Genomic DNA, 23,034 nt, shown 5'->3' on the forward strand with positions numbered 1-23,034 from the left:
GGTTATAACGGAAAAATATCTGCTGCGCAAGTTATCCTTGGCAAAAGCCGGTCCGGCCACCGCCGACGATAGGAAATTCAAGTAACCTTCGGCGCGGGCGCACCGCGCAGCAGGCCTTCAGTGCTAAGATCTTCGTCGAGATCGGGCCAATGAATACCGAAGCCCCCCGCGCAGCGCTCCCAGTGGGCGCGCTGGTGGGGCGTGCCCTTGGCGAGGCGTGGATACCATGCCAGCGGCGCGGAGATGGTGCGGCCATCCATGAGATCGACGACGATGCTGTCTTCGGTGCAGCGCACGTCGCTGACCCGTTCGTCAGCGATCCGCTCCAAAATACTCATGCCAAGCCTCCGTCAGCAGGGTGCGATGTTCTGCGGCCAATGCCAGTATGACATTGATCTCTTTCGGACGAAAGCCGCGACTTCCGGCCAGTTCACCGCTGCCCAGCCAGACCTTTGCGGTCGCATCGTCGCGGTCGATATGCACGTGCGGGGGCTCATTGGGTTCATGGCTGAAGAAATAGAACCTGTATGGGCCAACCCGCACGACGTTTGGCACTACTCCGCTGCTGGCAAATACAGCTCGCTCCCAGCCAGCCGGTATTTTTCGCTCATCTCCGCCATGCCCTTCTCCGCCTCTTCGGCAGCGAGGAAGTTTTCCAGCGGCTGGTTCTGTTTGGCGGCGAATTCGCGGACTTCCTGGCTGATCTGCATCGAGCAGAACTTGGGGCCGCACATGCTGCAGAAGTGCGCGGTTTTCGCGCCTTCTGCCGGGAGGGTCTGGTCGTGGTATTGTTCCGCCGTGTCTGGATCGAGGCTGAGGTTGAACTGATCGCGCCAGCGGAAATCGAAGCGGGCGCGGCTGAGCGCGTCGTCGCGCATGCGCGCGGCGGGGTGCCCCTTGGCGAGATCGGCGGCGTGGGCGGCGAGCTTGTAGGTGACGACGCCGACTTTGACATCGTCGCGGTCGGGCAGGCCGAGGTGCTCCTTGGGCGTGACGTAACAGAGCATGGCGGTGCCGAACCAGCCGATCATCGCCGCGCCAATGCCGCTGGTGATATGGTCATAACCCGGCGCGATATCGGTGACGAGCGGCCCCAATGTGTAGAACGGAGCCTCGCCGCACACCTCAAGCTGCTTTTCCATGTTCTGCTTGATCTTGTGCATCGGCACATGGCCGGGACCTTCGATGATCACCTGCACGTCCTGCGCCCAGGCGCGCTTGGTGAGTTCGCCTAGCGTGTAAAGCTCGGCAAACTGGGCTTCATCGTTGGCATCGGCGACGGAGCCGGGGCGCAGGCCGTCGCCCAGCGAATAAGAGATGTCGTAGGCCTTCATGATCTCGGTGATTTCGTCGAACCGGTCATAGAGGAACGATTCCTTGTGATGCGCGAGGCACCATTTGGCCATGATCGAGCCGCCCCGGCTGACGATGCCGGTGACGCGCTTAGCGGTCATCGGCACATAGGCGAGACGCAGCCCGGCGTGGATGGTGAAGTAATCTACGCCCTGTTCGGCCTGTTCGATCAGGGTATCGCTGAATATCTCCCAAGTGAGGTCTTCGGCCACGCCGCCGACCTTTTCGAGCGCCTGATAGAGCGGCACGGTGCCGATCGGCACGGGCGAATTGCGGATGATCCATTCGCGGGTGTCGTGGATATTGCGGCCGGTGCTGAGATCCATGACGGTGTCTGCGCCCCAGCGCACCGACCACACCAGTTTGTCGACTTCACTGGCGACATCTGAGGCTACGGCGGAGTTGCCAATATTGGCGTTGATCTTGACGAGGAAATTGCGCCCGATTGCCATTGGCTCGCTCTCGGGGTGATTGATATTGTTGGGGATGATGGCGCGGCCGCGCGCGACCTCGTCGCGCACGAATTCTGCCGTTACGTAATCGGGGATCGACGCGCCCCAATCGTTGCCGTCGCGCGCGGCGGCTTCCTTCAGCTGCTTGCGGCCAAGGTTTTCGCGGATGGCGACATATTCCATCTCGCGGGTGATGATCCCTTGGCGGGCATAGTGCATCTGGCTGACATTGCCGCCGGCCTTGGCGCGCAGCGGGAGCTGGGGGACATGCGCGAAGCCGGGCACGCCGCCTGACCGGTCAGGGCCAAGCTGGCCATTGTCTTCGGGCTTGACCGCGCGGCCCTGAACCTCTTCGACATCGCCGCGCTCCAAGATCCATTCGCGGCGCAGCTTGGGCAGGCCGGCGCTGATGTCGATGGGCACGGCGCTATCTGTGTAAGGGCCAGACGTATCATAAACCCGCAGCGGCGGTTCGCCAGCGGAAGGTTCGAGCGCGATCTCGCGCATCGCGACGGTCATGCCCGGAAAGCGCGGCGATTCCACGTGGATCTTGCGGCTGCCGCGAATGGGGCCAGTGGTGACGTTGACCGGCTCTACCGAGGGGGCAATTTCGAGGTGTGAATTGATATCGGCCATATGCGCGCTCCAACATTCTGGACGGACGGGGGGCGCGGATACCGGCCCTTCCCTCCGCCCGTGCTAACGGGTTCAGGTTCGACGGGTCGTGGGCTGCGAAACCCACCTCTCAGCCAATCTTGTCAGGCCTTCGCAAACGGTTGCCAAGGCCCGGCGGCTCCCCGGGGTGTGCTCGGTTTCTAGAGGCAAATCGAACGCCCGTCCACTGCGAACGCTTGCGTGAAACCGGCGCAATCTCCGCTGGACTTTAACCGATCGCTTAAACATACTTGCGCCAAGGCTCCGCGAACCGAACCGGCGGGCCAACGGAGCAGGACATGGCCAGCCAGATGCTGACGCAAGAACGCGCGATCAACCCTACCGATGTCAGCGCCAATGCGCTTTACACCGATGACACCTGGCGCGAACCGTTTGCCTTTCTGCGCGCCGAAATGCCGATCAGCTGGCGGCCGGAAAGCCCGTTCGGCGGGTATTGGTCTGCGGTGAGCTATGAACATATCCAACAGATCGAGCTGATGCCGGAGGTTTTCTCCTCCTCGTGGAAGCGCGGCAATATCACCATCGCCGAATCGATCAACGAGACCGAATTCCCAAACTTCATCTCGCAAGATCCTCCAATCCATACCGCGCAGCGCAAGGTGATCGCCCCCGCCTTTGGCCCCGGGCAAATGGTCGGCCTCGAAGCGCAAGTGCGCGAACGCGCCCGCATCCTGTTCGACGCGCTGCCATTGGGCGAGACGTTTGACTGGGTGGAGCATCTGGCGATCCCGCAAACGCTGGGCATGCTGTGCAGCCTGTTCGACATTTCGTTTGACGAGTGGCGCGAACTCAAGCGCTGGTCGGATTACGCAAGCGGCGTTTCGGCCGATAACCTGACACCGGAATACCGGGCCGAATGGATGCAGCAGATGGGCGAGATGCTGGCGCGCTTCGACCGGGAGCTCGAAGCACGCCGCGCGCTGCCGCCCAGCGACGATCTGCTCAGCCGCATGGTGCATTCCGAAGCGATGGGCCAATTGCCGCCGCTGGAACGCCTTGCCAACATCGCGCTGCTGATCGTGGCGGGCAACGATACGACGCGCAATTCGATCAGCGGGCTGGTCGAAGCGTTCGATCTCTACCCGCAGGAGCTTGAGCGGCTGCGCGCCGACCCCGCGCTCAGCGCCAATGCCGCGCAGGAAATAATCCGCTGGCAATCGCCGGTGACCCATATGCGCCGCACCGCGACCGGTGATGTCGAGGTGGGCGGGCAGATGATCCGCGCGGGCGAGAAGATCGTGATGTGGTACATTTCGGGCAACCGCGACGAGAGCGTGTTCCCCGATGCCGAGCGGTTTGACGTGACGCGCGAGAACGCACGGCGGCACATCGGCTTTGGCCATGGCATCCACCGCTGCGTCGGTGCGCGGCTCGCCGAAGTGCAGATCGCAGCAGTGATCGACGAAATGGTATCGCGCCGCCTGCGCGCCGTGCCCACCGCGCCGCCAGAACGGATGGCAAGCCCGTTCCTGCATGGTTTCAACACGATGCCAGTGCGGCTGGAGAAGGACTGAGCGGGCGGCGCCGGCTTATTCGGCGGCTTCGGCCTCCAAGGCCTTGGCCGCTGATGCCGAAGCGCGCTGGTCGTCGTAGACAAACTCGTCGGACGAGGGATCAATGGCGGGAATCTCGTCCTTTTCGCGCCAGTAATCCTGATTGTGCCGCCACATTGCGTCGGCCCCGCTCTTCGGCATCTTGTCGATATCGCGAACCAGATAGCCCGGATTGAAGTCATCGGCTTCGATCCACGGTAGCAGCGCCATGTCCGCCTCCTGCGCGCGCATCGCCACTTCGACCTTCCGCGCGCCAGCATGATCCATGTGACGGAGCAGCTTGCAGACAAAATCGGCGACGATATCGACACGCAAAGTCCACGATGCGCGCCAATAGCCAAAGACCCAGGCCATATTCGGCACGCCGGTGAACATCATGCCCCGATACGTAACGGTTTTGCCCCAGTCGATGGCCGCGCCATCAACCGTGAAGGGGATACCGCCGAGCACAGACAGGCGAAACCCGGTGCAGGCCAGCACGATATCTGCCTCGATCTCCTGCCCCGAAGAGGTCAGCACACCCTTGTCCGTGAACCGGTCGATCGCGTCGGTAACCACCTGCGCGTTGCCCGCCGCGATATGTTTGAACATGTCGCCATCGGGCAGAGACGCGAACCGCTGTTGCCACGGGCGATAGCTTGGCTCGAAATGCGGCGCGAACTGGAAATCTTCGCCAGCATAGCCCCGGATCAGCGCGCGCAGGTCTTCGGCGAAGGCTTCGGGTTCCTCGCGGCTGCGGGGGTCCATATCGTGAAACTGGTGGATATAGTCTGCGCGCACCACGCGGTGGATGGTGGGTTCATCGACCCCGATCGTGCGCAGCCGATTGGCCAGCTCGCTCTCGTTCGGCGCGCAGTAAAACCAGGTCGGCGAGCGCTGGAGCATCGTGACTTGCGCGCCGGTGTCGCACAGCGCAGGAACCACAGTAGCCGCGGTCGCGCCCGACCCGATCACGAGAACGCGCTTGCCCGAAACGTCGATCGCTGGATCCCACAGCTGGGCGTGAACGAAGGTGCCGCCCGCCGCGACATAATCCTGCGTGCCCTGCCAATCGGGAATATAGGGGTGCTTGTGGTCGTAGTAACCCTGGCACATCCACAGGAACGCGCAGGTGAACACGAGCGCATCGCCATCCCCCTGCCCTGCCTCGCTTCGCACCGCTTCGACCGTCCAGAGATTGTCGGCGCTCGACCAGGTGCAACGGGTGATGGTGTGGCCATAGCGGATGTGCGGAGCGATCCCGTTTTCCGCGATGACTTCGCCCAGATACCGCAGGATCTTGTCGGCTTGCGCAATGGGTTCATCGACCCACGGTTTGAACCGTTAGCCGAAGGTGTAAAGATCGGAGTCCGAGCGCACGCCGGGGTACTTGTGGGTTTCCCAAGTGCCGCCGAACGTATCCTTGGCCTCGATCACCAGATAAGTCTTGTCCGGGCACTGGTCGGCCAGATGTTTGGCCGATTCGATCCCCGAAATGCCCGCACCAACGATGATCACATCGACGTGCTGTGCGCCCTTGTTCTGTGCCATCTCTCTCTCCAACATCGGCGCTCCGCCGACTTTTGCCTGTGCGGCTTATGGTTCCGCATTTGCCCTAAAAGGCCTTGATCCGCAGCAGATTGCAACAACAAACCGCTGCGATCCCGCTAGTGCGACCTGCCAGCGGTTGCGCAGCTTGCGGCATTGGCCTACTCCGCTGAACCAATGAACGCGCGACAATGCGATATCGCAATCCTGGGCGGCGGACTGGCAGGTGGGCTGGTGGCCTTGGCGTTTGCGCGGCACCGGCCCGATCTCAAAGTGCTGCTGGTGGAAAAAGATGCGCACATGGGCGGAAACCATGTGTGGTCGTTTTTCGAGACCGACGTGGATGCCGAAAGCCTCTCCATCCTGCGGCCGCTGATCACCGCAAGCTGGCAGGGCTATTCGGTGCGCTTCCCAGAATATAGCCGTGATCTGCCGACAACCTATCATTCGATCACTTCGGAAAACTTCGACGCGCAACTGCGCGCGGCGATGCCCGAAGACGCGATCCTGACCGGTGCCAAAGTGGCCGAGTGCAGCGCGAGCGAGGTCACTTTAGGCGATGGCACGCCGATCCATGCCGGCGCGGTGATCGATGCGCGCGGGCTGGGCACGGTAACTGGCCTCACCGGCGGATGGCAGAAATTTGTCGGCCAGCGGCTGAAATTGACAGCGCCCCACGGGTTGGAAAGGCCGGTGGTGATGGACGCCACGGTGGCCCAGATCGGCGGCTACCGCTTTGTCTATGCGCTGCCGTTCGCAGCCGACGAGGTTTTCGTCGAGGATACCTATTACGCCAATGATTCGGTGCTCGATCCCGCTGCTTTGCGCGAACGGATCGCGGCTTATGCCGCAGCGCAAGGCTGGCAGATCGAAAGCGTTCTGGCCGAGGAACAGGGTGTGCTCCCCGTGGTTTCCGGCGGGAACTTTGCCGAATTCTGGGCGGCGGGGCAGGACGGGATTGCCCGTGCGGGCACGCGCGGCGGTCTGTTTCATGGGCTGACCAGCTATTCGCTGCCCGATGCCATCAATCTGGCGCTGGCGCTGGCCAAGCACCCCGATCCTAGCGGCGCGAATCTGGCGGAGTTCACGCGCGAATGGGCCCACCGCCATTGGCAGCAAGGCCGCTATTACCGGGCGCTTTCGGCGCTGCTGTTCGATGCGGCCGATCCGGCAGAGCGCTACCGCGTATTGCAAAGGTTCTACAGCTTTGATGGTTCGCTGATCGAGCGGTTCTATGCTGGGCGCTCGACAATCTTTGACAAGGCGCGCGTGCTGATCGGCAAAGCCCCCTTGCCGGTGCACCGCGCGATCGGGGTATTGTCCGGATTGGGCGCGCAGCCCACATTGCTGAACGCAACGAAGATCGGCTCATAACATGAAAAAGGCCTGCGTCGTCGGAGCCGGATTCGGCGGGCTGGCGCTTGCTTTGCGGCTGCAATCGGCAGGTATCCAGACCACAGTTATCGAAGCCCGCGACAAGCCGGGTGGCCGCGCCTACTTTTGGGAGAAGGACGGCTTTACCTTCGACGCCGGCCCGACCGTAATCACCGACCCGCCTTGCCTCAAAGAACTCTGGGCGCTTTCGGGGCACCGGATGGAGGACGATATCGAACTCATGCCGGTCATGCCGTTTTACCGGCTGAACTGGCCCGATGGCACCAGCTTTGACTACTCCAACGATGAAACCGCGCTGCGCGCAGAAATTGCCAAGCTCAATCCGCACGATGTGGCGGGGTATGACGAATTCTTGCGCTATGCCGCCGGAGTTTATGAGGAGGGCTATGTCAAGCTGGGCGGCGCGGCGTTCCTCGATTTTGCCTCGATGATCAAGGCGGCGCCTTCGCTGGCCCGCTATCAGGCGTGGCGCTCGGTCTATTCGGTGGTTTCGGGATACATCGCCAACGAAAAGCTGCGCCAAGCTTTCAGCTTTCATACCATGCTCGTGGGCGGCAATCCAATGCAGGCCAGCGCGATCTATGCGTTGATCCACAAGCTGGAGAAGGATGGCGGCGTGTGGTGGGCGCGCGGCGGCACCAACCAGCTGATTGCCGCGATGGTCCGCCAGTTTCAGCGGATCGGCGGCGAAGTGCGGATGGGCGACGGCGCGGCGCAGATCACCTCGCTCGGCAACCGGGTGACGGGCGTGATCACCAAAAGCGGGTGGCAGGCCAATTTCGATGCTGTCGCTTCCAACGGCGATCTGGTGCATACCTACCGCGATCTCCTGAGCGACAATACCCACGCCCGGCGCGAAGCGGCGCGGCTGAAGCGCAAGCGTTTTTCGCCCAGCCTGTTCGTCGTGCATTTCGGACTCAAAGGAAGCTGGCAGGGCATTCCGCATCATACGGTGCTGTTCGGGCCGCGCTATCAGGGACTGATGGACGACATTTTCGAACATGGCGTGCTGCCGCAGGACATGTCGATCTATCTGCATCATCCCACAGTGACCGATCCTTCGATGGCGCCCGAAGGCATGAGCACGTTCTATGCGCTGGTCCCGGTGGCACACATGGGCAAGATGCCGCTCGATTGGGATGAGGTCGGGCCAATCCTGGAAGAACGCGTTCTGAGCGAGATCGGTCGCCGCCTGATCCCGGACATCCACAGCCGTATCGTAACGAAGTTTCACTATGCGCCGGATGATTTTGCCGCGGACCTTGGGGCGCATCATGGCAGCGCGTTCAGCCTCGAACCGCTGCTGCTGCAGAGCGCATGGTTTCGCGCGCACAACCGCGACGATGCCATCCCCAACCTCTATCTGGTAGGCGCTGGCACGCATCCGGGCGCGGGCATTCCGGGGGTGGTGGGCAGTGCCAAGGCGACGGCCGGCTTGATGATCAGGGATCTGGCATGAAGCGGCTGGCGGTCTACTGCGGCTCTGCCTCGCCCGCCGACGGACGTTACGTTGCGTTGGCGCGCGGGGTCGGCACCGCGCTGGCGCAGCGCGGCATGGGAGTGGTTTATGGCGGCGGCAAGCTGGGGCTGATGGGTGCATTGGCGGCAGGCGCGCTGGACGCTGGCGGCGAGGTGATCGGCGTGATCCCGCAGGCGCTGGTCGATGCCGAAGTGGCCAATCCCGATTGCACCGAGCTGCGCGTGGTGGCGAACATGCACGAGCGCAAGCAGGCCTTTACCGACCTTTCCGACGGATTTCTGACCCTGCCCGGCGGGGTTGGGACCATGGACGAGCTGTGGGAAGCCATGAGCTGGGCGCAGCTTGGCTATCATGCCAAGCCGGTCGGGCTGCTCAATGCTTTCGGGTTTTTCGATCATCTGCTCGCGTTCAACGCGCAGATGATCGCAACCGGATTTGTCCGCCCGGTGCACGCAGGCATCCTGCTCGCCGAGCACGATCTGGAACTTTTGCTGGCGCGGATGGCGGGGCACACCCCGGCGACAGCGATCTTTCAGATGAAAGCACGAGACCTGTGAGCTTGCGGAAAGCCTTTGCGTGATCGCATCGCGTAACGAACTGGTGGAGGCGGCGCAGCTTTCGATCCGCAAAGGGTCGAAGAGCTTTGCCGCCGCCAGCCGCTTGTTCGATCGCACCACGCGCGAACGGGTGTGGATGCTCTATGCTTGGTGCCGCCGCTGCGATGATCTGGCCGACGCGCAGGACCATGGCGGCGAACTTGGCGATCAATCCGGCGCGCAAGCGCGGCTGGCGACGATTCGTGCCAAGACCGCGCTAACCTTTGCTGGGCTGCCCAGCGGCGAAGCGGCGTTTGACGCGCTGGGCGTGGTGGCGCGCGAAACCGGACTGACGCTCGCCATGGCCGATGCAGTGATCGAGGGCTTTGCGCTCGATACCGCCGACTGGCAGCCGCGCACCGAGGCCGACCTAATGCGCTATTGCTGGCATGTGGCGGGCGCGGTTGGCGTCATGATGGCTGTTGTGATGGGCGTCGCGCCCGATGACGAGGATACGCTCGACCGTGCCTGCGACCTTGGCCTCGCGTTTCAACTGGCGAACATTGCCCGCGATGTGTCGGAGGACGATGCCGCCGCGCGCTGTTACGTACCGATCGAATGGCTGGTCGAGGCCGATATTCCGCCGGGCGAGCAGATGAAGCCGCGCCACCGCGATGCCCTGGCCGCGCTGGTGCAGCGGATGTGCCGCGCGGCAGAGGCTTATGAATGTTCGGCGCGCATTGGCGCGCGGCAACTGGCGCTCCGCCAGCGCTGGGCCATTCTGGCCGCCGCCGGAATCTATGGCGAGATCGCACGCGAGGTGGAGCGGCGCGGCACCCATGCTTGGGACCACCGCACCGTGGTCAGCGATTTGCGCAAGGCTTGGTGGATCGTCCGCGCCGGTCTGCGCACGCTGTGCCCGGTGCCGAAGGCATGCCGGAGCAGAGCCGAGCAGCGGCGGTTCACACGGCGCGCCTTGATGGCCATTGCGCAGGGCTGACCCGGCTTGCTGGCGCTGCGGCAAAGCGGCCGAAGGGCGGATTTTCCGATAATCTCGAAGGTTTGTTCGGGCGCTGTAACCAATGCCTGTGCCGCGGCGAACAGCCCTGAGTAACTTGGCATCACATGCGGGTTCCGGTACGATGCCAGCATAACCGACAAGGGGTGACCGACTTGGCCAGCATACCAACATCAGGCGCTGTTCCAGACACGGTTCCGCCCCCGGCCCCTCCTTCGCCCCTGCCTTCGCCCTTGCCGCTGGTCTATCGCACCAAATTGGCGGTCAGGCTCTGGCACTGGATCAACGCCTTCAGCATCTTTGTCATGCTGATGAGCGGAATGATGATCTTCAATGCCCATCCCCATCTTTATTGGGGGCAGTACGGGGCAAATTTCGATACGCCGTGGCTGACCATCGGCAACCGCATGCATGAAGGTTATCTGCGGATCGGCAGCCTTGAAATCCCGACCACCGGGTTCCTTGGCTATGCGGCAGAAACCATGCGCGCGTTTCCGCCAACGGTGACTTTGCCGGGGCATTACAATCTTTCCGGCGCGCGGCAGATCCACTTTGGCGTGGCGTGGCTGCTCGGCGTGAGCGGAACGGCGTTCTTTCTCTACGCGCTGATCTCGGGCCATCTGCGCCGCGATCTCCTGCTGAAGCGCGAGGAGCGTAGCTTTGCCCATCTCTGGCATGACATCAAGGAGCACGCCCGGCTGCGCTTTCCCAAAGGAGAGGCCGCGCGGTCTTACAATCCGATCCAGAAGATCGCCTATCTCGGCGTGATCCTGATCCTCATCCCGGTGGTGATCCTGACCGGCCTCACCATGTCGCCGACGATGGATGCAGCCTGGCCCTGGCTCACCGACATCTTCGGCGGGCGGCAATCGGCGCGCTCGATCCATTTCCTGTGCGCTGCCGGGTTCGCCGGGTTCATCGTCGTCCATCTGCTGATGGTGCTGCTCGCCGGACCCTTCAACGAACTGCGCTCGATGATCACTGGCTGGTATCGCCTGCCCAAGGAAAACGCGCCAAAGGAGAACGCCAAGTGACCTTGATCACCCGACGCAACGCGCTTGTCGGCGGCGCTGGCCTGATGCTCGCCGGATGCGACCAGATCATCGCTTCGCCCACCACGCAAAGCCTGCTCAAGATCGGTGAGCAGGCGACTTATGGCGCGGGCCGTATCGTAACGGACCGGAACGCCCTCGCCCGCGAGTTCACCCGCGCCGAAATGTCACCGATATTCCGCGCCAATGGCACGCTCAATCCGGGCACAGCGGAATACAACGCGATGGTGGCCGACAATTTTGCCAACTGGCAATTGCGCATCGATGGACTGGTCGCAAAGCCCTTCACGCTGGGCCTGGCGCAGATCAAGGCCGCGCCGTTGCGCACGCAGATCACGCGGCATGATTGCGTCGAAGGCTGGAGCGCGATCGGCGAATGGACCGGGGTGCCGCTATGCTTGCTGCTGCGCCGCGCCAATGTTTCGAGTAGCGCCCGTTACGTTGTGTTTCACTGCGCCGATTTCTATTCGGGCACGCCGTATTACGAGAGCGTCGATCTTATCGATGCGTTCCACCCGCAGACCATTCTCGCGCATCACATGAACGGGCAGCCGTTGACGGTGAACCACGGAGCGCCGCTGCGGCTGAGGGTCGAGCGCCAGCTGGGCTACAAGCAGGCCAAATACGTCATGCGCGTCGAAGCCGTTGCCTCGCTCGATGGCATCCATGGCGGCAAAGGCGGTTTTTGGGAGGATCATTCCGGCTACCAGTGGTTCGCCGGAATCTGATCCCCCGCGAAGGTTCGCCTCAAAAATTGAGCATGAAGCGGCGCGCGATCGCCGGTGACACAGCGTGAACCGCTGCCAGCAGCTTGACCATGCCAACATTCACCTGGCTTTCATTGCGCTCCATGCCCGCAATGATCTGCGCCGCGCAGGCTTCGGGCGTCATTTTCGCCTTGGTCATGTGCGCGGTCATCGCGGTGTCGACCACCGGGGGCAGCGCTTCGAGCACATGGATGCGCCCCCCTTTCGTCTGGCCCTTCATCTGGGCGCGCAGCGACTGGGTGTAGCTGCGCATCGCCGCCTTGGTGGCGCAGTAAATCGCCGCTGCCGTGCTGGGCGCAAGCGCAAGGCCCGAGGTGACATTGACGATCATCGCCTCGGGGCGGGCGCGGAGCATAGGCATCAACAGCACGATCAAGCGGATCGGCGCATGAATGTTGAGCCACAAGATGCGCTCGTCGGCTGCCGGATCGGGCAGCGCTTCGCGGAAATCATGGGTCGTGCCCATTCCGGCATTGTTGATCAGAATATCCAACTGGCGCGCGCCCAGCCCAGCCAGAACCGCATCGACCCCATCCGGACCGGTCAATTCGGCGGTGATGACCTCAAAGCCCTCGCCTTGCGCGGCGCTGATGCGCCCAGGCGTGCGCCCGGTGAGGATGACATGCGCGCCCTTGGCCCGCAGCTGACGCGCCAGCCTGAGGCCGATGCCATCGGTGCCGCCGGTGATCAGCGCAGTTTTTCCGGCCAGTTTCATCATGTCCCCCCATAGATATTCACGGAGGACTAGCGAGCCAGTTGCAGGATGCAACCGGACATTACCGCATCAGCACGAGTTCCTCGGCCATCGAGGGATGCAACGCCACCGTCGCGTCGAAATCGGCCTTGGTCAGCCCGGCCTTGATCGCAATGGCCGCCGCCTGAAGTATCTCGGGCGATTCCGGCCCGATCATGTGCAGCGCGATCACTTTGTCGGTGCTGGCATCGACGATCATCTTGTACAGCCCGCGCTCGGGCCGGTGGGCAAAGACGTTTTTCATCGGCCGGAAATCCGATGAGAACACCTTGATCGAGCCATAGGCGTTGCGCGCATCGCCTTCGGTCGGGCCGACCGAGGCAATCGGCGGCTGCGAGAACACGGCGCTGGGAATGCAGCGATAGTCGATGCGCACGTCCTGCCCGCCGAATACCCGATCGGCAAAAGCATGGCCCTCGCGGATCGCGACCGGGGTCAGCTGCACCCGGTCGGTAACGTCGCCCACGGCATAGATGCTGGGGCACGAGGTTTGCGCCTGATCGTTGACCTTGATCTCGCCGCGCTCGCCCAGCGCAACGCCCGCGGTCTCGAGGCCCAGCCCGTCGATCTTGGGGCGGCGACCGGTGGCAACAAGCACCTGATCGGCAATCAGCGGCTCGGCCTGCCCTTTGAGCCAGACTTCGAGCGCGCCGTCATCGCGCTTGACCACCTTGTCGAACGGGCAATTGAACCGGTACTGGATGCCGCGCGCCATCGTGATCTGGAGCAGCCGGTCGCGCAGCGATTGATCGTATGTGCGCAAAAGGGTCTCGCTGCGGTTGACCACGGTCACCTGACAGCCAAGCGCGTTGAAGATGCCGGCAAACTCCATGGCGATGTAGCCAGCGCCAGAAATCACCACGCGCTTTGGCAGATGTTCGAGATGAAACACCTCGTTCGAGGTGATGCAGTGCTCCGCGCCCTCAAACGTGGGCATCACCGGCCAGGCGCCGGTCGCGATGAGGATATGCTTCGCAGTCACTTCGCGGCCGCTGCTGGTGAGGCGCACCGAGTTCGGCCCGGTCAGCTCAGCCCGCTCCAGAAAGCGCTCGACCTTGTGGGTTTCCAGCGTGGCGGTGTAGCCGGCATTGATCCGGTCGACATCGCGCAGCACGGCATCGCGCAAAGTTGGCCAGTCGAAGCTCGTCTGATCGACTTTCCAGCCATAATTGGCCGCGTCCTGAAGCTCTTCGGCAAAGTGCGAGCCGTAGACGAGGAGCTTCTTGGGCACACACCCCCGGATTACGCAAGTGCCGCCGATGCGGTACTCCTCGGCCACCGCCACGCGCGCGCCGTGCCCCGCTGCGATCCGGCTTGCGCGCACGCCGCCAGAGCCCGCACCAATGACAAAGAGGTCGTAATCGTAGTCCTGCTCAGCCATCATGCGCTCCTGCTCGGTCCCGCGCTTATGTCGGCCCGTGTCTCATTGCGCCAATAGCTATTGGGCATGGTTTGGCTATCATTCAATGCCAGCAGCCGCGAGCAGTGCCTCGGTTGAAGGATCGAACTGCGCCCCGCCGCCGCCGATGGCCTTGGCGATCGCTTTGCCCATCTCGACGCCGAACTGGTCGAACGGATTGATCCCCAGCATCGCCGCCGAAACAAACGTGCGGTGCTCATGAAAGGCGATCAGGCTGCCCAGCGTGGCGGGATTGAGCGCCTCGCACAGAATTGTCGCGGAAGGCCGGTCGCCGGGATAATCGCGCGCAAGATCCTCGCTTGTTTTGCCTGACATGAGGGCTGCTCCTTGCGCGAAGCAATTCGACAGGAGGATATTGTGATGGACCGGATCAAGATCGTGGCCCTGCTCGATGACCGCGATAAAATCGACTGGGATGAGCTGCGTGCCCTGATGGAGCAATTGAAACACCGCGTGCTGCGCATCGGTGCCGACCCCGCCCCATGTGACCGGCGCACTCGGGCGGCCGAGCGCGGTTCCGGCAGCGGTGACGCGCTTGCCATTCGATTCCATCTCAAGCTGCTGGAGATAAGACGGGAGCAGCTTGAGCCGTTCGTCATAAGCGAACACCGCGCGGCTCTGGCAGCCATAGGCCTGCGCATAGAGCAGATCGGCGAAGGCGGCGCGGACGACCACGTTCTCGCCCATCGGCGCGGAGTGAAAATGGCGGTCTATTGCGCAGGCACCTTCGAGAAACTGCTCGAACGCCTGATTGCCCAGCGCGAGCGCAATGGGAAAGCCGATCGCAGACCACAGCGAATAGCGCCCACCGACGCTTTCGGCGAAGGGCAACACGCGCGTCTCGTCAACGCCCCATTCCACCGCTTTGTCGGGCGCGGCGGTGAGCGCAATGACCCTGCCATAAGGATCGAGCACCCCGCCATCGCGCAACCATTCCAGCGCGCTCAACGCGTTGGTGATCGTCTCAGTGGTGGTGAACGTTTTCGAAGCCAGCGCGATCAGCGTGGTTTCGGGATCGCATTGCCGGAAGGCCGCTTCAAGCGCGCAGCCATCGATGTTGGAAACAACATGCACCGCCACCTTGGCCCCATCGCGGGCCAGCGCCTCGATCGCCAGCGCGGGGCCAAGCGCCGATCCGCCAATGCCGATGTGAATGAGGCTGCGCACCTCGCCGAGCAGGCCTTCATGAATGGCATCGACCAACCCGGCCATGCGCGCGTGCAGCGCCTCTGCCTCGACCACCGCGGCGGGCGGGCCATTGCCGCGTTCGGCGCAGTGGGTGGCGGCGCGGCCTTCGGTGTTGTTGATCAACGCACCGTTGAACAACTGCTCGCGTTTGCCGGCAAAATCCATCGCCTCGGCGATTCGCTCCAAAACCCCCTGCGGAGCGGCGCACAGATGCGTTTTTGACCAATCGAACCGAATCGGACCGCCCGGCAAAGCGAGCACGGAGCACTGCTGATCGAGCCGAGCGGGCTCTGCAAACAACGCCGCCAGCGCCGGACGCTCGAGATTTGCAAGTTCGTTCCACAAAGTCACGCAATCGGCCATTCTCAATTACCCTATCTGTTGTGCGGCAATTGCCGCCTACCCCGTTATCATGCGCGCCGCATGGATCCACGCCAAGAGCGCCATAGCATTATCGTTCCCGTATTTGCCGCACACGAAACCATTGTGACAGTTCTTGAGACACGGGCTTGATGGTTAGGCTTGACGGATGCCTGCGCCCTCCACATGACCAAAGGCGATGACCGACACTCCCGAAATCGCCCCTGCCGAGGCACTTCTCCCCCCTGCCGCGGAGGCTGCGCCTGCTTCTCCTGCTGCCGCCGAGTCGATGTCTCAGCCAAAGCCGCGCAAGGAAAAGAAGGAGGACAGCTTTCCGGTTTTCCTGATCAAGCTGGTGCTGATCGTCGCGTTCTTCCGCAGCTTTGTGTTCTCGCCGTTCAACATCCCATCCGAATCGATGCTGCCCAGGCTGGAGAACGGGGATTATCTGCTCGCCGCGAAATGGCCGTATGGTTACTCGAAATATTCGCTGCCGTTCAGCGCGCCGCTGCTGCCGTTCCGCATTCTTTCGAGCCAGCCTGCGCGCGGCGATGTGGTCATCTTCAAGGCCCCGCCGGGCAACAATGTCGATTACATCAAGCGGGTGATCGGTCTGCCGGGAGACACTGTGCAGATGGTCGGCGGCGTGCTCCAGATCAACGGCAATCCGGTGTCCAAGCGCAAGCTAGACGACTTTGTGATCCGCGTATCGGCCAATACCAACTGCATCGCACCCGAATTTGAGGCGACCGAGGCCGATGGCGCGGCCAGTTGCCATTACCCTCAGTTTCGCGAGACGCTGCCGGAAGGCAAGAGTTACAACGTGCTTGATTTGGGCTACCGCCCGCAGGACGACACCGCGCCGGTGATCGTGCCGCAGGGGCAATTGTTCCTGATGGGCGACAACCGCGACAACTCGCTCGACAGCCGCTTCCCGGCCATTGAGGGCGGCGGCATCGGGCTGGTTCCGCAAGACAATCTGGTCGGCAAGGCGATGATCGTGATGTGGTCGACCGATGGTTCGGCGAACTGGTTCCTGCCGTGGACCTGGTTCACTTCGGCGCGGTTCAACCGTATCGGCGGCCTGTTCTGAGCGCCGACCCGGCGAAAGCCGCTCAAACGGAAGCGCGCACAGCGTTCATCGCGGCGCTGACCGGCGGCCCGATCGAGCAGGAAGCGCTGTGGCACGAGGCGCTGACCCACGGATCGATGGGCGAGGCGCGCGATTACCAGCGGCTGGAATTTCTGGGCGACCGCGTGCTGGGCCTCGCCATCGCCGAGTGGCTCCATGAACAGAGCGATGCGGCCGAGGGCAAGCTTTCGCAGCGGCTGAACGCGCTGGTCAGCCGCGAGACCTGCGCAGGCGTGGCCCGCGCGCTGGGCGTGGCGCCGCATATCCGGCTGGGCAAACAGGCGCGCGACGATGGCGCGGCGGGCAGCGATAACATCCTGGGCGATGTGATGGAGGCGCTGATCGGCGCGCTGTTTGTCGAACGCGGATTTGGCGCGGCCCGCGCGTTCGTGCGCCGCGCGTGGGATGCGCCGATGAGCGGCGGCACCGGCCAATCCAAGCATCCCAAGGCAGCCTTGCAGGAATGGGCCGCAGGCAATCGGCGGCGGCCGCCCGAATACGCGCTGATCTCGCGCGCAGGCCCGGATCATGCCGCCGTGTTCACGGTGCGGGTATCGGTGCACGGCGTGGGCGAGGCTGAAGCGGCCGGCCCGAGCAAGCAAGAGGCCGAAACGCGCGCGGCGCGCGACTTCATGGCGCGCTTCGGATAAGCAACACATCGCGCGCTGCGGCGCGGACGAAAGGACAACTGGTTTGAACGATACACTAAGGGCCGAGCGCTGCGGCCTGGTCGCGGTGATTGGCGCGCCCAATGCGGGCAAATCGACGCTGGTCAACGCGCTGGTCGGGCAGAAAGTGGCGATCGTTTCGTCAAAAGCGCAAACCACGCGCGCGCGGCTGATGGGAATCGCGCTGGAGGACATCACAGGAGAAGCGGGCGCGGCGCGCGCACAGATCATTCTGGCGGACACGCCGGGCCTTTTCGAGCCCCGGCGGCGATTGGACCGCGCCATGGTACACGCCGCGTGGGAAGGCGCGCAGGAGGCCGACGCCATCCTGCTGGTGGTCGATGCGCGCAAGAAGAATCGCGAATACCTTGCGCCGATTCTCGAAAGCCTGATCGGACGCAAAGAGCGCAAGATTCTGGTGCTCAACAAAGTTGACGCCGCGCCCAAGGAACCCTTGCTGATCGCGGCCGAGGAACTGGCCCCAGCGGGAGGCTTCGACGAAGTGTTCTTCGTCTCGGCGCTAACCGGAGACGGCGTGGCAGAGCTCAAGACCCGGCTGGCGAACCTGATGCCGCAGGCCGCTTGGCACTATCCAGAGGATCAGGTGTCCGACGCGTCCGAACGCCTGCTCGCCGCCGAGATCACGCGCGAACAGCTTTACCGGCAACTACATGATGAATTGCCCTATGACAGCGCTGTGCGGCCCGAAAGCTATACACCGCGCAAGGATGGCTCGGTCGAGATCCATCAGCAGATCGTGATTGCACGCGATAGCCAGAAGGGCATCGTGCTGGGCAAAGGCGGCTCAAAGCTGAAAGCCATCGGCGAGGCGGCGCGCACCGAACTGGCCGCGCTGCTCGGGGTTAAAGTCCACCTGTTCCTCCATGTCAAAGTGGAGGAAAACTGGGCCGAGAGCCGCGAGATATACGAGGAAATCGGGCTCGACTGGGTAAAATAGCCGAGACAGACAAGGAGGCTGGCATGGGGGGCGTTGTATCATTGATGTTGCCGGCACTGGCGCTTCTGATCGCCATGACCACTTGCTGGGGGGCCGGTGTTTTGGTGAACAAGCGGTCGCACCAGCTGCAGCCAGAGGAATCGGGCGGTGAAAGCTATGTGCTGTCCGGTGCATTCGGCCTGCTTGCCTTGCTCATGGCCTTTGCTTTCAGCCTCGCCATCGGACGCTACGAGGCTCGGCGCTTGCTCGTCGTTGAGGAAGCCAATGCCATCGGCACTATGTCAACGCGGCTCGCCTTGCTGGACGAGGGCCAGCGCAGCTCGCTGGCCGCAGTGCTTGCGCAGTATGCCAAGGCGCGAGCAGCAGCTGGTTTACAAGCAGAAGACAGCGCGTGGCAGGCCGCACACGACCAGACATCGCACCGATGCGCGCAGTTCGGCGATGCCTTGTTCGCAGCGCTAAGCGCGATGCCGCCCGACACGCGCGGGCCGGTGCTGGTGCAGGCCTATAACGCCATGTGCGACATTACCACGGCGCGCCATGCCGCGCGGCAAGCGCGTTTGCCCGCCGAAGTGCTGGTGCTCCTGGCGTTTTATTGCAGCGCAAGCGCGGGCCTGCTCGGCTTCACGATTGGCAAGGCGGACCGGCGGAACTTGATTTCCTCGGTATTGTTCTTCGCGCTGCTGGCCGCAGCCTACATCACGATCCTCGATCTCGACAGCCCGCGCAGCGGCGCGATCCTAGTGCCGCAAGAAGAGCTGGAGGCCGTGGCAAAAGGACTGAATTGAGCGCTCAGGCCTTCTTCGCTGCCGCTTTCGCCGCTGGCTTCGTTTTGGCCTTGGTTTTCGCCGCAGGCTTAGCCGCAGCAGGTTTGGCCGCCGCTTTCTTCGCCGGAGCTTTGGCCGCTGGCGCTTTCTTCGGCGCAGCCTTCCTCTTGCCTTTCGCGGGCGGGCCCTTGGCGGCGCGTTCGTCGATGAGGGCGATGGCCTCTTCCAAGGTCAGGTCTTCTGGTTTTTTGTCCTTGGGCAGCGTCGCGTTGGTCGTGCCATCGGTGACATAGGCGCCGTAACGCCCCGCCAACAGCTTCATATCGCCGCCAGAGGTGGGATGCGGGCCAAAAGTGTTGAGCGGCTCGGCGGCGGCGCGATTGCCGCGTGCGCCTGCACCGGCGGCTGCTTCAGCGAGCAGGACCACTGCCGCGTTCATGCCGGTATCAAACACCTCGGCGGTGGACCTCAGCCGCGCATACTTGCCCTCGTGCGTCAGATAAGGACCATAGCGGCCGATGCTCGCGGTGATCGGCTTGCCGCTTTCCGGGTGCGCGCCGATTTCGCGCGGCAGGCCAAGCAGCTTGAGCGCCCATTCCAGATCGAGCTCGGCCACATCCTTGGGAATCGACGCGCGCTTGGCGTCCTTGCCCTCACCCAGCTGGATGTATGGCCCGAAGCGGCCGGTGCGCCGCGTCACGTCGAGCCCGCTGACCGGGTCTTGCCCCAGGCTGGCATCCTCGCCTCCGGCCTCAGCGCCATCACTTCCGCCTTGCGCAAACTTGCGGGTAAACTTGCACTCGGGATAGTTCGAGCAGGCCACAAACGCACCATAGCGTCCGCCGCGCAGCGACAGGCGGCCTGCCTCACATTTGGGGCAGAGCCGCGGATCCGATCCGTCTTCGCGCGGCGGGAACAGATAATCCTGAAGGAAGATATCGAGCTCGGCGGTCACCTCGCTCGGCTTCTTCTCCATGGTCTCATCGGCCTTGGGCTTGAAGTCTCTCCAGAACGCTTCGAGCACGGCTTTCCACGCGGCGCGGCCGCCCGACACATCGTCAAGCTCGTCCTCCATGCCGGCGGTGAACTGATAAGCGACGTAACGCTCGAAAAAGCGTTCGAGGAATGCCGTCAGCAGCCGCCCGCTTTCCTCGGCAAAGAAGCGGTTCTTTTCGGTACGGACGTAGTTGCGGTCCTTGAGCACCTGCAAGGTCGAGGCATACGTCGAAGGACGACCGATCCCGAGTTCCTCAAGCTTCTTGACGAGGCTTGCTTCGGAATAGCGCGGCGGGGGCTGGGTGAAATGCTGGATCGCCTCGACCCCGCGCTTGGCCGGAGTATCGCCGACCGCCAGCGCCGGGAGCAACCCGCTTTCGTCGTCGCCATCGGTATCCGGCGCGTCTGCCTTCTGATCGCGGCCTTCTTCGTAGACTGCGAGGAAACCGGGGAACTTGATGACTTGGCCATTGGCGCGCAGCTCGTGCTGCCCGGTGCCATCGCGCAACGTAACGGTGGTGCGCTCGATGCTGGCCGAGGCCATCTGGCTGGCCATGGCGCGCTTGTAGATCAGATCATAGAGCCGCCCATCATCGCCCGCACCGTGGCGGTCCTTGCTGAAATCGGTTGGCCGGATCGCTTCGTGAGCTTCCTGCGCGTTCTTTGCCTTGGTCTCGTAAAGGCGCGGCTTTTCGGGGAGGTAGTGCCCGTTATAGCGGTCGGAAATCGCCTTGCGCGCTTCGCTGATCGCGCTGGGGTCCATCTGCACCCCGTCGGTGCGCATGTAGGTGATCGCCCCTGCCTCGTAGAGCCCCTGCGCCACGCGCATGGTGTGGCTGGCGGAAAAGCCCAGCTTGCGCGCGGCCTCCTGCTGCAAGGTGGAAGTCGTGAACGGCGGATAGGGGTTGCGTTTGGTCGGCTTGGTCTCGACCTCCTCGACCCGGAAGGTGGCGCTCTCGACCAGCGCTTTGGCTCGCATCGCCGTGCCTTCGTCGCCTAGCGACAAGCGCTCCAGCTTGTTGCCTTCGAAACGCACGAGCCGCGCCTTGAACCCGGTTCCGCCTTGCTCCAGCATCGCAGCCACCGACCAGTATTCCTGGCTGACGAACACCTCGATCTCGCGCTCACGCTCGACAATCAGTCGCAACGTAACGGATTGCACGCGGCCCGCCGACTTCGCCCCGGGCAGCTTGCGCCATAGCACCGGCGAGAGAGTGAAGCCGAACAGATAATCCAGCGCGCGCCGGGCAAGATACGCGTCGATCAAGTCCTGATCGAGCTCGCGCGGGTGCTTCATCGCCTCGGTCACGGTGGCCTTGGTGATCGCGTTGAAAGTAACGCGCTCAACCTCGCGCGGCAGCGCCTTGCGCTTGGCGAGCAGTTCGCGAACATGCCACGAGATCGCTTCCCCTTCACGGTCGGGGTCGGTGGCGAGGATCAGCCGGTCGGCGGACTTGGCGGCATCGGTGATCGCCTTGATCCGGGCTGCCTTGTCGGCATGCGCCTCCCAATCCATCGCAAAGTCTTCGTCCGGACGGACCGAGCCATCTTTGACCGGCAGATCGCGGACATGGCCATAGGACGCCAGCACCTTGAAACCGGGACCGAGGTATTTCTCGATGGTTTTGGCTTTGGCAGGGGATTCGACGATGACCAGTTGCATTATTAAAAACAGTTCCTCACGTGCACGCGCGAGGGTGGCGGGTTTGACGGCTGCGCGTCAAGCCCCGCCATGCCTTTAGTTTAAAGCCCGGCCTTGCGCTGGGCCATCTGGCCGATGAAGGCCGTGTTGGCGCGAACTCCCGCTGCGATGGCGCTGTTCTTGAAACCGGTGGGGTCATTGACCGTAAAGTCGAACCGCTTCGATAGTGTGCCAGCGCCGAACCCGCCGAAGAATGCGCCGCCAACGATTGTGGCGGTGCGGATGCCCTTGGAGAGGCCGCTGGTGCGATCGGTGACGGTCGCAAACTCGCCGCCCTCGCTAATCGGGCTGGTCAAGAGCAGATTGCCTTGCTTGCCTTTGGGATCGACAATATTGATGCGGCTGCCGAAGGGCGAGACGGCAAGTTCAGCAGTAATCTTGAGCGATTGAAAGATGCCGCCATCGCGGCTCTTGGCCGGCCCCGCGAAGTCGACAAAGTAAACGACATTGATCACCGGAATGCCGCTTTCCTTGGCATAGACATATTCAGCCGTGTTCAGCCCGCCCATGCCGAAATCGAACATGCCCGATTGCAACAGCGCGTTGGCGGGAGCGCCAAGCGCTATCGGGCCATAGGCCACCGCATCGGCTTTGTCCTTTTTCTTGAGCATCGTGAACACCTTGGACCCTTGTGGATAAGGTTTCACTTTCGCGTAATAGGGGTTGGCCATGAGCCCGGCGCGATCTTCGATCGTGATCCCACCGGCGGCCATTTGCGCCGCAAAGTCTGCGTAGATCGCATCGGTCGCCGCCTGAAACTCCTCCGGCCCAACGCCAGAAAGCTCGCCGATCGCTTTGCCTTCGTTGCTTACTGCCAGAAATCCGCCGCCATCATAATCGACTTTCTTTGTAAAAAAGGCGACACTGAACTGACCGATGACGACTTTGCTGATGCCCTCAAAGCTTTGTGGTCGCTCAACTTTCACGCTTGCTACTGATTGGGCAGTTTTCTGCGCGGCTTCGTCTGCGGCATGAACAAGTGCCGGAATACCTAGCGCCAGAACGAGCGTGGCAGGCGCAAGGCAAAACGTACGAAACAGTTTCATGAGATCTCCCGGCTCATAATGCTTCGCAGCATGGCAAAGCATTTTTACCGGTAACAGATTATTGCAGTTCCAATACTGTCAAATAGTCTAGAGCGGTTTCCGTTCATTCTGGTTCATAGCCGCAGGATTTGAAGTAATTGGCGCATTCGTCTGGCTGGAAGATGTCGACGAGCCTGCCGATCAGGTCCCACAAGCCGCTGACGGTTCGCTCGCCCACTTTGCGGAGCATAGCCTT

General features: G+C 62.8%; 21 protein-coding genes, 1 pseudogene and 1 riboswitch. Of the genes and pseudogenes, 11 read left to right on the forward strand and 11 right to left on the reverse strand.

The features are described 5' to 3' along the window. Positions 1-77: 77 nt before the first annotated feature. The 3 genes from Q0O40_RS08700 to thiC are packed head-to-tail and all read right to left on the reverse strand — an operon-like array spanning position 78 to position 2,441. Positions 78-338 carry a DUF2442 domain-containing protein gene (locus Q0O40_RS08700; protein ID WP_295528723.1) on the reverse strand — a complete coding sequence of 87 codons (261 nt, stop codon included), beginning with the start codon at positions 336-338 and terminating at the stop codon, positions 78-80. Beyond that, positions 313-555: a DUF4160 domain-containing protein gene (locus Q0O40_RS08705; RefSeq protein WP_295528725.1), complete on the reverse strand. Its 243-nt coding sequence runs from the start codon at positions 553-555 to the stop codon at positions 313-315. The genes Q0O40_RS08700 and Q0O40_RS08705 overlap by 26 nt, the downstream gene beginning before the upstream one ends. Continuing rightward, positions 555-2,441, reverse strand: a complete 1,887-nt coding sequence (gene thiC / locus Q0O40_RS08710; protein ID WP_295528727.1) for a phosphomethylpyrimidine synthase ThiC — start codon at positions 2,439-2,441, stop codon at positions 555-557. Before thiC ends, Q0O40_RS08705 begins: the two co-directional genes overlap by 1 nt. A gap of 32 nt (positions 2,442-2,473) precedes the next feature. Beyond that, positions 2,474-2,615: riboswitch (TPP riboswitch) on the reverse strand. Positions 2,616-2,758: 143 nt separating this feature from the next. On the opposite strand from thiC, the gene Q0O40_RS08715 reads away from it, so the two are divergent. Then, a complete protein-coding gene (locus Q0O40_RS08715; protein ID WP_295528729.1) occupies positions 2,759-3,994 on the forward strand; it encodes a cytochrome P450 in 1,236 nt (411 codons plus the stop codon). A 15-nt stretch (positions 3,995-4,009) separates the two neighbouring features. On the opposite strand, the gene Q0O40_RS08720 is transcribed toward Q0O40_RS08715, so the two are convergent. Next, positions 4,010-5,329 (reverse strand): flavin-containing monooxygenase, encoded by a 1,320-nt coding sequence (locus Q0O40_RS08720; RefSeq protein WP_367183733.1) that lies wholly within the window; start codon positions 5,327-5,329, stop codon positions 4,010-4,012. Between the two features lie 27 nt (positions 5,330-5,356). Continuing rightward, entirely contained in the window at positions 5,357-5,578 is a 222-nt protein-coding gene (locus tag Q0O40_RS08725; RefSeq protein ID WP_295528731.1) for an NAD(P)-binding protein, read from the reverse strand. A gap of 159 nt (positions 5,579-5,737) precedes the next feature. Here Q0O40_RS08725 and crtY point away from each other — a divergent pair, with 159 nt between their 5' ends. The 6 genes from crtY (at position 5,738) to Q0O40_RS08755 (ending at position 11,769) form a co-directional block, all read left to right on the forward strand. After that, the gene (gene crtY, locus Q0O40_RS08730; protein WP_295528733.1) at positions 5,738-6,934 is read left to right on the forward strand and encodes a lycopene beta-cyclase CrtY; all 1,197 of its coding nucleotides are present in this window, start codon (positions 5,738-5,740) and stop codon (positions 6,932-6,934) included. Between the two features lies 1 nt (position 6,935). Beyond that, positions 6,936-8,414: a phytoene desaturase gene (locus Q0O40_RS08735; protein ID WP_295528735.1), complete on the forward strand. Its 1,479-nt coding sequence runs from the start codon at positions 6,936-6,938 to the stop codon at positions 8,412-8,414. Continuing rightward, positions 8,411-8,992: a TIGR00730 family Rossman fold protein gene (locus tag Q0O40_RS08740; protein WP_295528737.1), complete on the forward strand. Its 582-nt coding sequence runs from the start codon at positions 8,411-8,413 to the stop codon at positions 8,990-8,992. The genes Q0O40_RS08735 and Q0O40_RS08740 overlap by 4 nt, the downstream gene beginning before the upstream one ends. Positions 8,993-9,011: 19 nt before the next feature. Further along, on the forward strand, positions 9,012-9,971 hold the full coding sequence (locus Q0O40_RS08745; RefSeq protein ID WP_295528739.1) for a phytoene/squalene synthase family protein: 960 nt from the start codon (positions 9,012-9,014) through the stop codon (positions 9,969-9,971). Between the two features lie 239 nt (positions 9,972-10,210). After that, positions 10,211-11,023, forward strand: a complete 813-nt coding sequence (locus Q0O40_RS08750) for a cytochrome b/b6 domain-containing protein (RefSeq protein WP_295528756.1) — start codon at positions 10,211-10,213, stop codon at positions 11,021-11,023. Continuing rightward, entirely contained in the window at positions 11,020-11,769 is a 750-nt protein-coding gene (locus Q0O40_RS08755) for a molybdopterin-binding protein (RefSeq protein ID WP_295528741.1), read from the forward strand. The genes Q0O40_RS08750 and Q0O40_RS08755 overlap by 4 nt, the downstream gene beginning before the upstream one ends. A 19-nt stretch (positions 11,770-11,788) precedes the next feature. Here Q0O40_RS08755 and Q0O40_RS08760 read toward each other — a convergent pair whose 3' ends face one another. The 3 genes from Q0O40_RS08760 to pgi form a co-directional block, all read right to left on the reverse strand. Next, positions 11,789-12,526 carry an SDR family oxidoreductase gene (locus Q0O40_RS08760; protein ID WP_295528743.1) on the reverse strand — a complete coding sequence of 246 codons (738 nt, stop codon included), beginning with the start codon at positions 12,524-12,526 and terminating at the stop codon, positions 11,789-11,791. Positions 12,527-12,584: 58 nt separating this feature from the next. Beyond that, positions 12,585-13,943 carry a glutathione-disulfide reductase gene (gorA, locus tag Q0O40_RS08765; RefSeq protein ID WP_295528758.1) on the reverse strand — a complete coding sequence of 453 codons (1,359 nt, stop codon included), beginning with the start codon at positions 13,941-13,943 and terminating at the stop codon, positions 12,585-12,587. A gap of 78 nt (positions 13,944-14,021) precedes the next feature. After that, complete coding sequence (gene pgi, locus Q0O40_RS08770) at positions 14,022-15,533, reverse strand: glucose-6-phosphate isomerase (protein WP_295528745.1); 1,512 nt, start codon at positions 15,531-15,533, stop codon at positions 14,022-14,024. Positions 15,534-15,819: 286 nt separating this feature from the next. Here pgi and lepB point away from each other — a divergent pair, with 286 nt between their 5' ends. The 4 genes from lepB (at position 15,820) to Q0O40_RS08790 (ending at position 19,076) form a co-directional block, all read left to right on the forward strand. Next, a complete protein-coding gene (gene lepB / locus Q0O40_RS08775; protein ID WP_295528760.1) occupies positions 15,820-16,623 on the forward strand; it encodes a signal peptidase I in 804 nt (267 codons plus the stop codon). 47 nt (positions 16,624-16,670) lie between these two features. After that, positions 16,671-17,312: a ribonuclease III gene (rnc, locus tag Q0O40_RS08780; RefSeq protein ID WP_295528762.1), complete on the forward strand. Its 642-nt coding sequence runs from the start codon at positions 16,671-16,673 to the stop codon at positions 17,310-17,312. Between the two features lie 43 nt (positions 17,313-17,355). Next, the gene (gene era, locus Q0O40_RS08785) at positions 17,356-18,288 is read left to right on the forward strand and encodes a GTPase Era (RefSeq protein WP_295528747.1); all 933 of its coding nucleotides are present in this window, start codon (positions 17,356-17,358) and stop codon (positions 18,286-18,288) included. A 74-nt stretch (positions 18,289-18,362) separates the two neighbouring features. Next, complete coding sequence (locus tag Q0O40_RS08790) at positions 18,363-19,076, forward strand: hypothetical protein (protein ID WP_295528749.1); 714 nt, start codon at positions 18,363-18,365, stop codon at positions 19,074-19,076. A gap of 4 nt (positions 19,077-19,080) precedes the next feature. Here Q0O40_RS08790 and topA read toward each other — a convergent pair whose 3' ends face one another. The 3 genes and pseudogenes from topA to Q0O40_RS08805 form a co-directional block, all read right to left on the reverse strand. Next, the gene (gene topA / locus Q0O40_RS08795; protein WP_295528750.1) at positions 19,081-21,714 is read right to left on the reverse strand and encodes a type I DNA topoisomerase; all 2,634 of its coding nucleotides are present in this window, start codon (positions 21,712-21,714) and stop codon (positions 19,081-19,083) included. An 80-nt stretch (positions 21,715-21,794) separates the two neighbouring features. Then, positions 21,795-22,799, reverse strand: coding sequence for a hypothetical protein (locus Q0O40_RS08800; protein WP_295528752.1), 1,005 nt, complete (start codon positions 22,797-22,799; stop codon positions 21,795-21,797). 103 nt (positions 22,800-22,902) lie between these two features. Next, a pseudogene (locus Q0O40_RS08805) lies at positions 22,903-23,034 on the reverse strand (IS630 family transposase); the annotation flags it as partial.

The organism is Novosphingobium sp. Chol11, from assembly GCF_945870625.1.
Taxonomy (GTDB): Bacteria; Pseudomonadota; Alphaproteobacteria; order Sphingomonadales; family Sphingomonadaceae; genus Novosphingobium.

Excerpts from the sequence above, each read along its gene's own strand:
- Q0O40_RS08735 (WP_295528735.1), top strand. The coding sequence starts at position 6,936 with ATGAAAAAGGCCTGCGTCGTCGGAGCCGGATTCGGCGGGCTGGCGCTT.
- Q0O40_RS08700 (WP_295528723.1), bottom strand. The coding sequence starts at position 338 with ATGAGTATTTTGGAGCGGATCGCTGACGAACGGGTCAGCGACGTGCGC.
- pgi (WP_295528745.1), bottom strand. The coding sequence starts at position 15,533 with ATGGCCGATTGCGTGACTTTGTGGAACGAACTTGCAAATCTCGAGCGT.
- topA (WP_295528750.1), bottom strand. The coding sequence starts at position 21,714 with ATGCAACTGGTCATCGTCGAATCCCCTGCCAAAGCCAAAACCATCGAG.
- Q0O40_RS08800 (WP_295528752.1), bottom strand. The coding sequence starts at position 22,799 with ATGAAACTGTTTCGTACGTTTTGCCTTGCGCCTGCCACGCTCGTTCTG.
- lepB (WP_295528760.1), top strand. The coding sequence starts at position 15,820 with ATGTCTCAGCCAAAGCCGCGCAAGGAAAAGAAGGAGGACAGCTTTCCG.
- Q0O40_RS08725 (WP_295528731.1), bottom strand. The coding sequence starts at position 5,578 with ATGTTGGAGAGAGAGATGGCACAGAACAAGGGCGCACAGCACGTCGAT.
- Q0O40_RS08760 (WP_295528743.1), bottom strand. The coding sequence starts at position 12,526 with ATGATGAAACTGGCCGGAAAAACTGCGCTGATCACCGGCGGCACCGAT.
- thiC (WP_295528727.1), bottom strand. The coding sequence starts at position 2,441 with ATGGCCGATATCAATTCACACCTCGAAATTGCCCCCTCGGTAGAGCCG.
- Q0O40_RS08740 (WP_295528737.1), top strand. The coding sequence starts at position 8,411 with ATGAAGCGGCTGGCGGTCTACTGCGGCTCTGCCTCGCCCGCCGACGGA.
- Q0O40_RS08715 (WP_295528729.1), top strand. The coding sequence starts at position 2,759 with ATGGCCAGCCAGATGCTGACGCAAGAACGCGCGATCAACCCTACCGAT.
- crtY (WP_295528733.1), top strand. The coding sequence starts at position 5,738 with ATGAACGCGCGACAATGCGATATCGCAATCCTGGGCGGCGGACTGGCA.
- gorA (WP_295528758.1), bottom strand. The coding sequence starts at position 13,943 with ATGGCTGAGCAGGACTACGATTACGACCTCTTTGTCATTGGTGCGGGC.
- Q0O40_RS08790 (WP_295528749.1), top strand. The coding sequence starts at position 18,363 with ATGACCACTTGCTGGGGGGCCGGTGTTTTGGTGAACAAGCGGTCGCAC.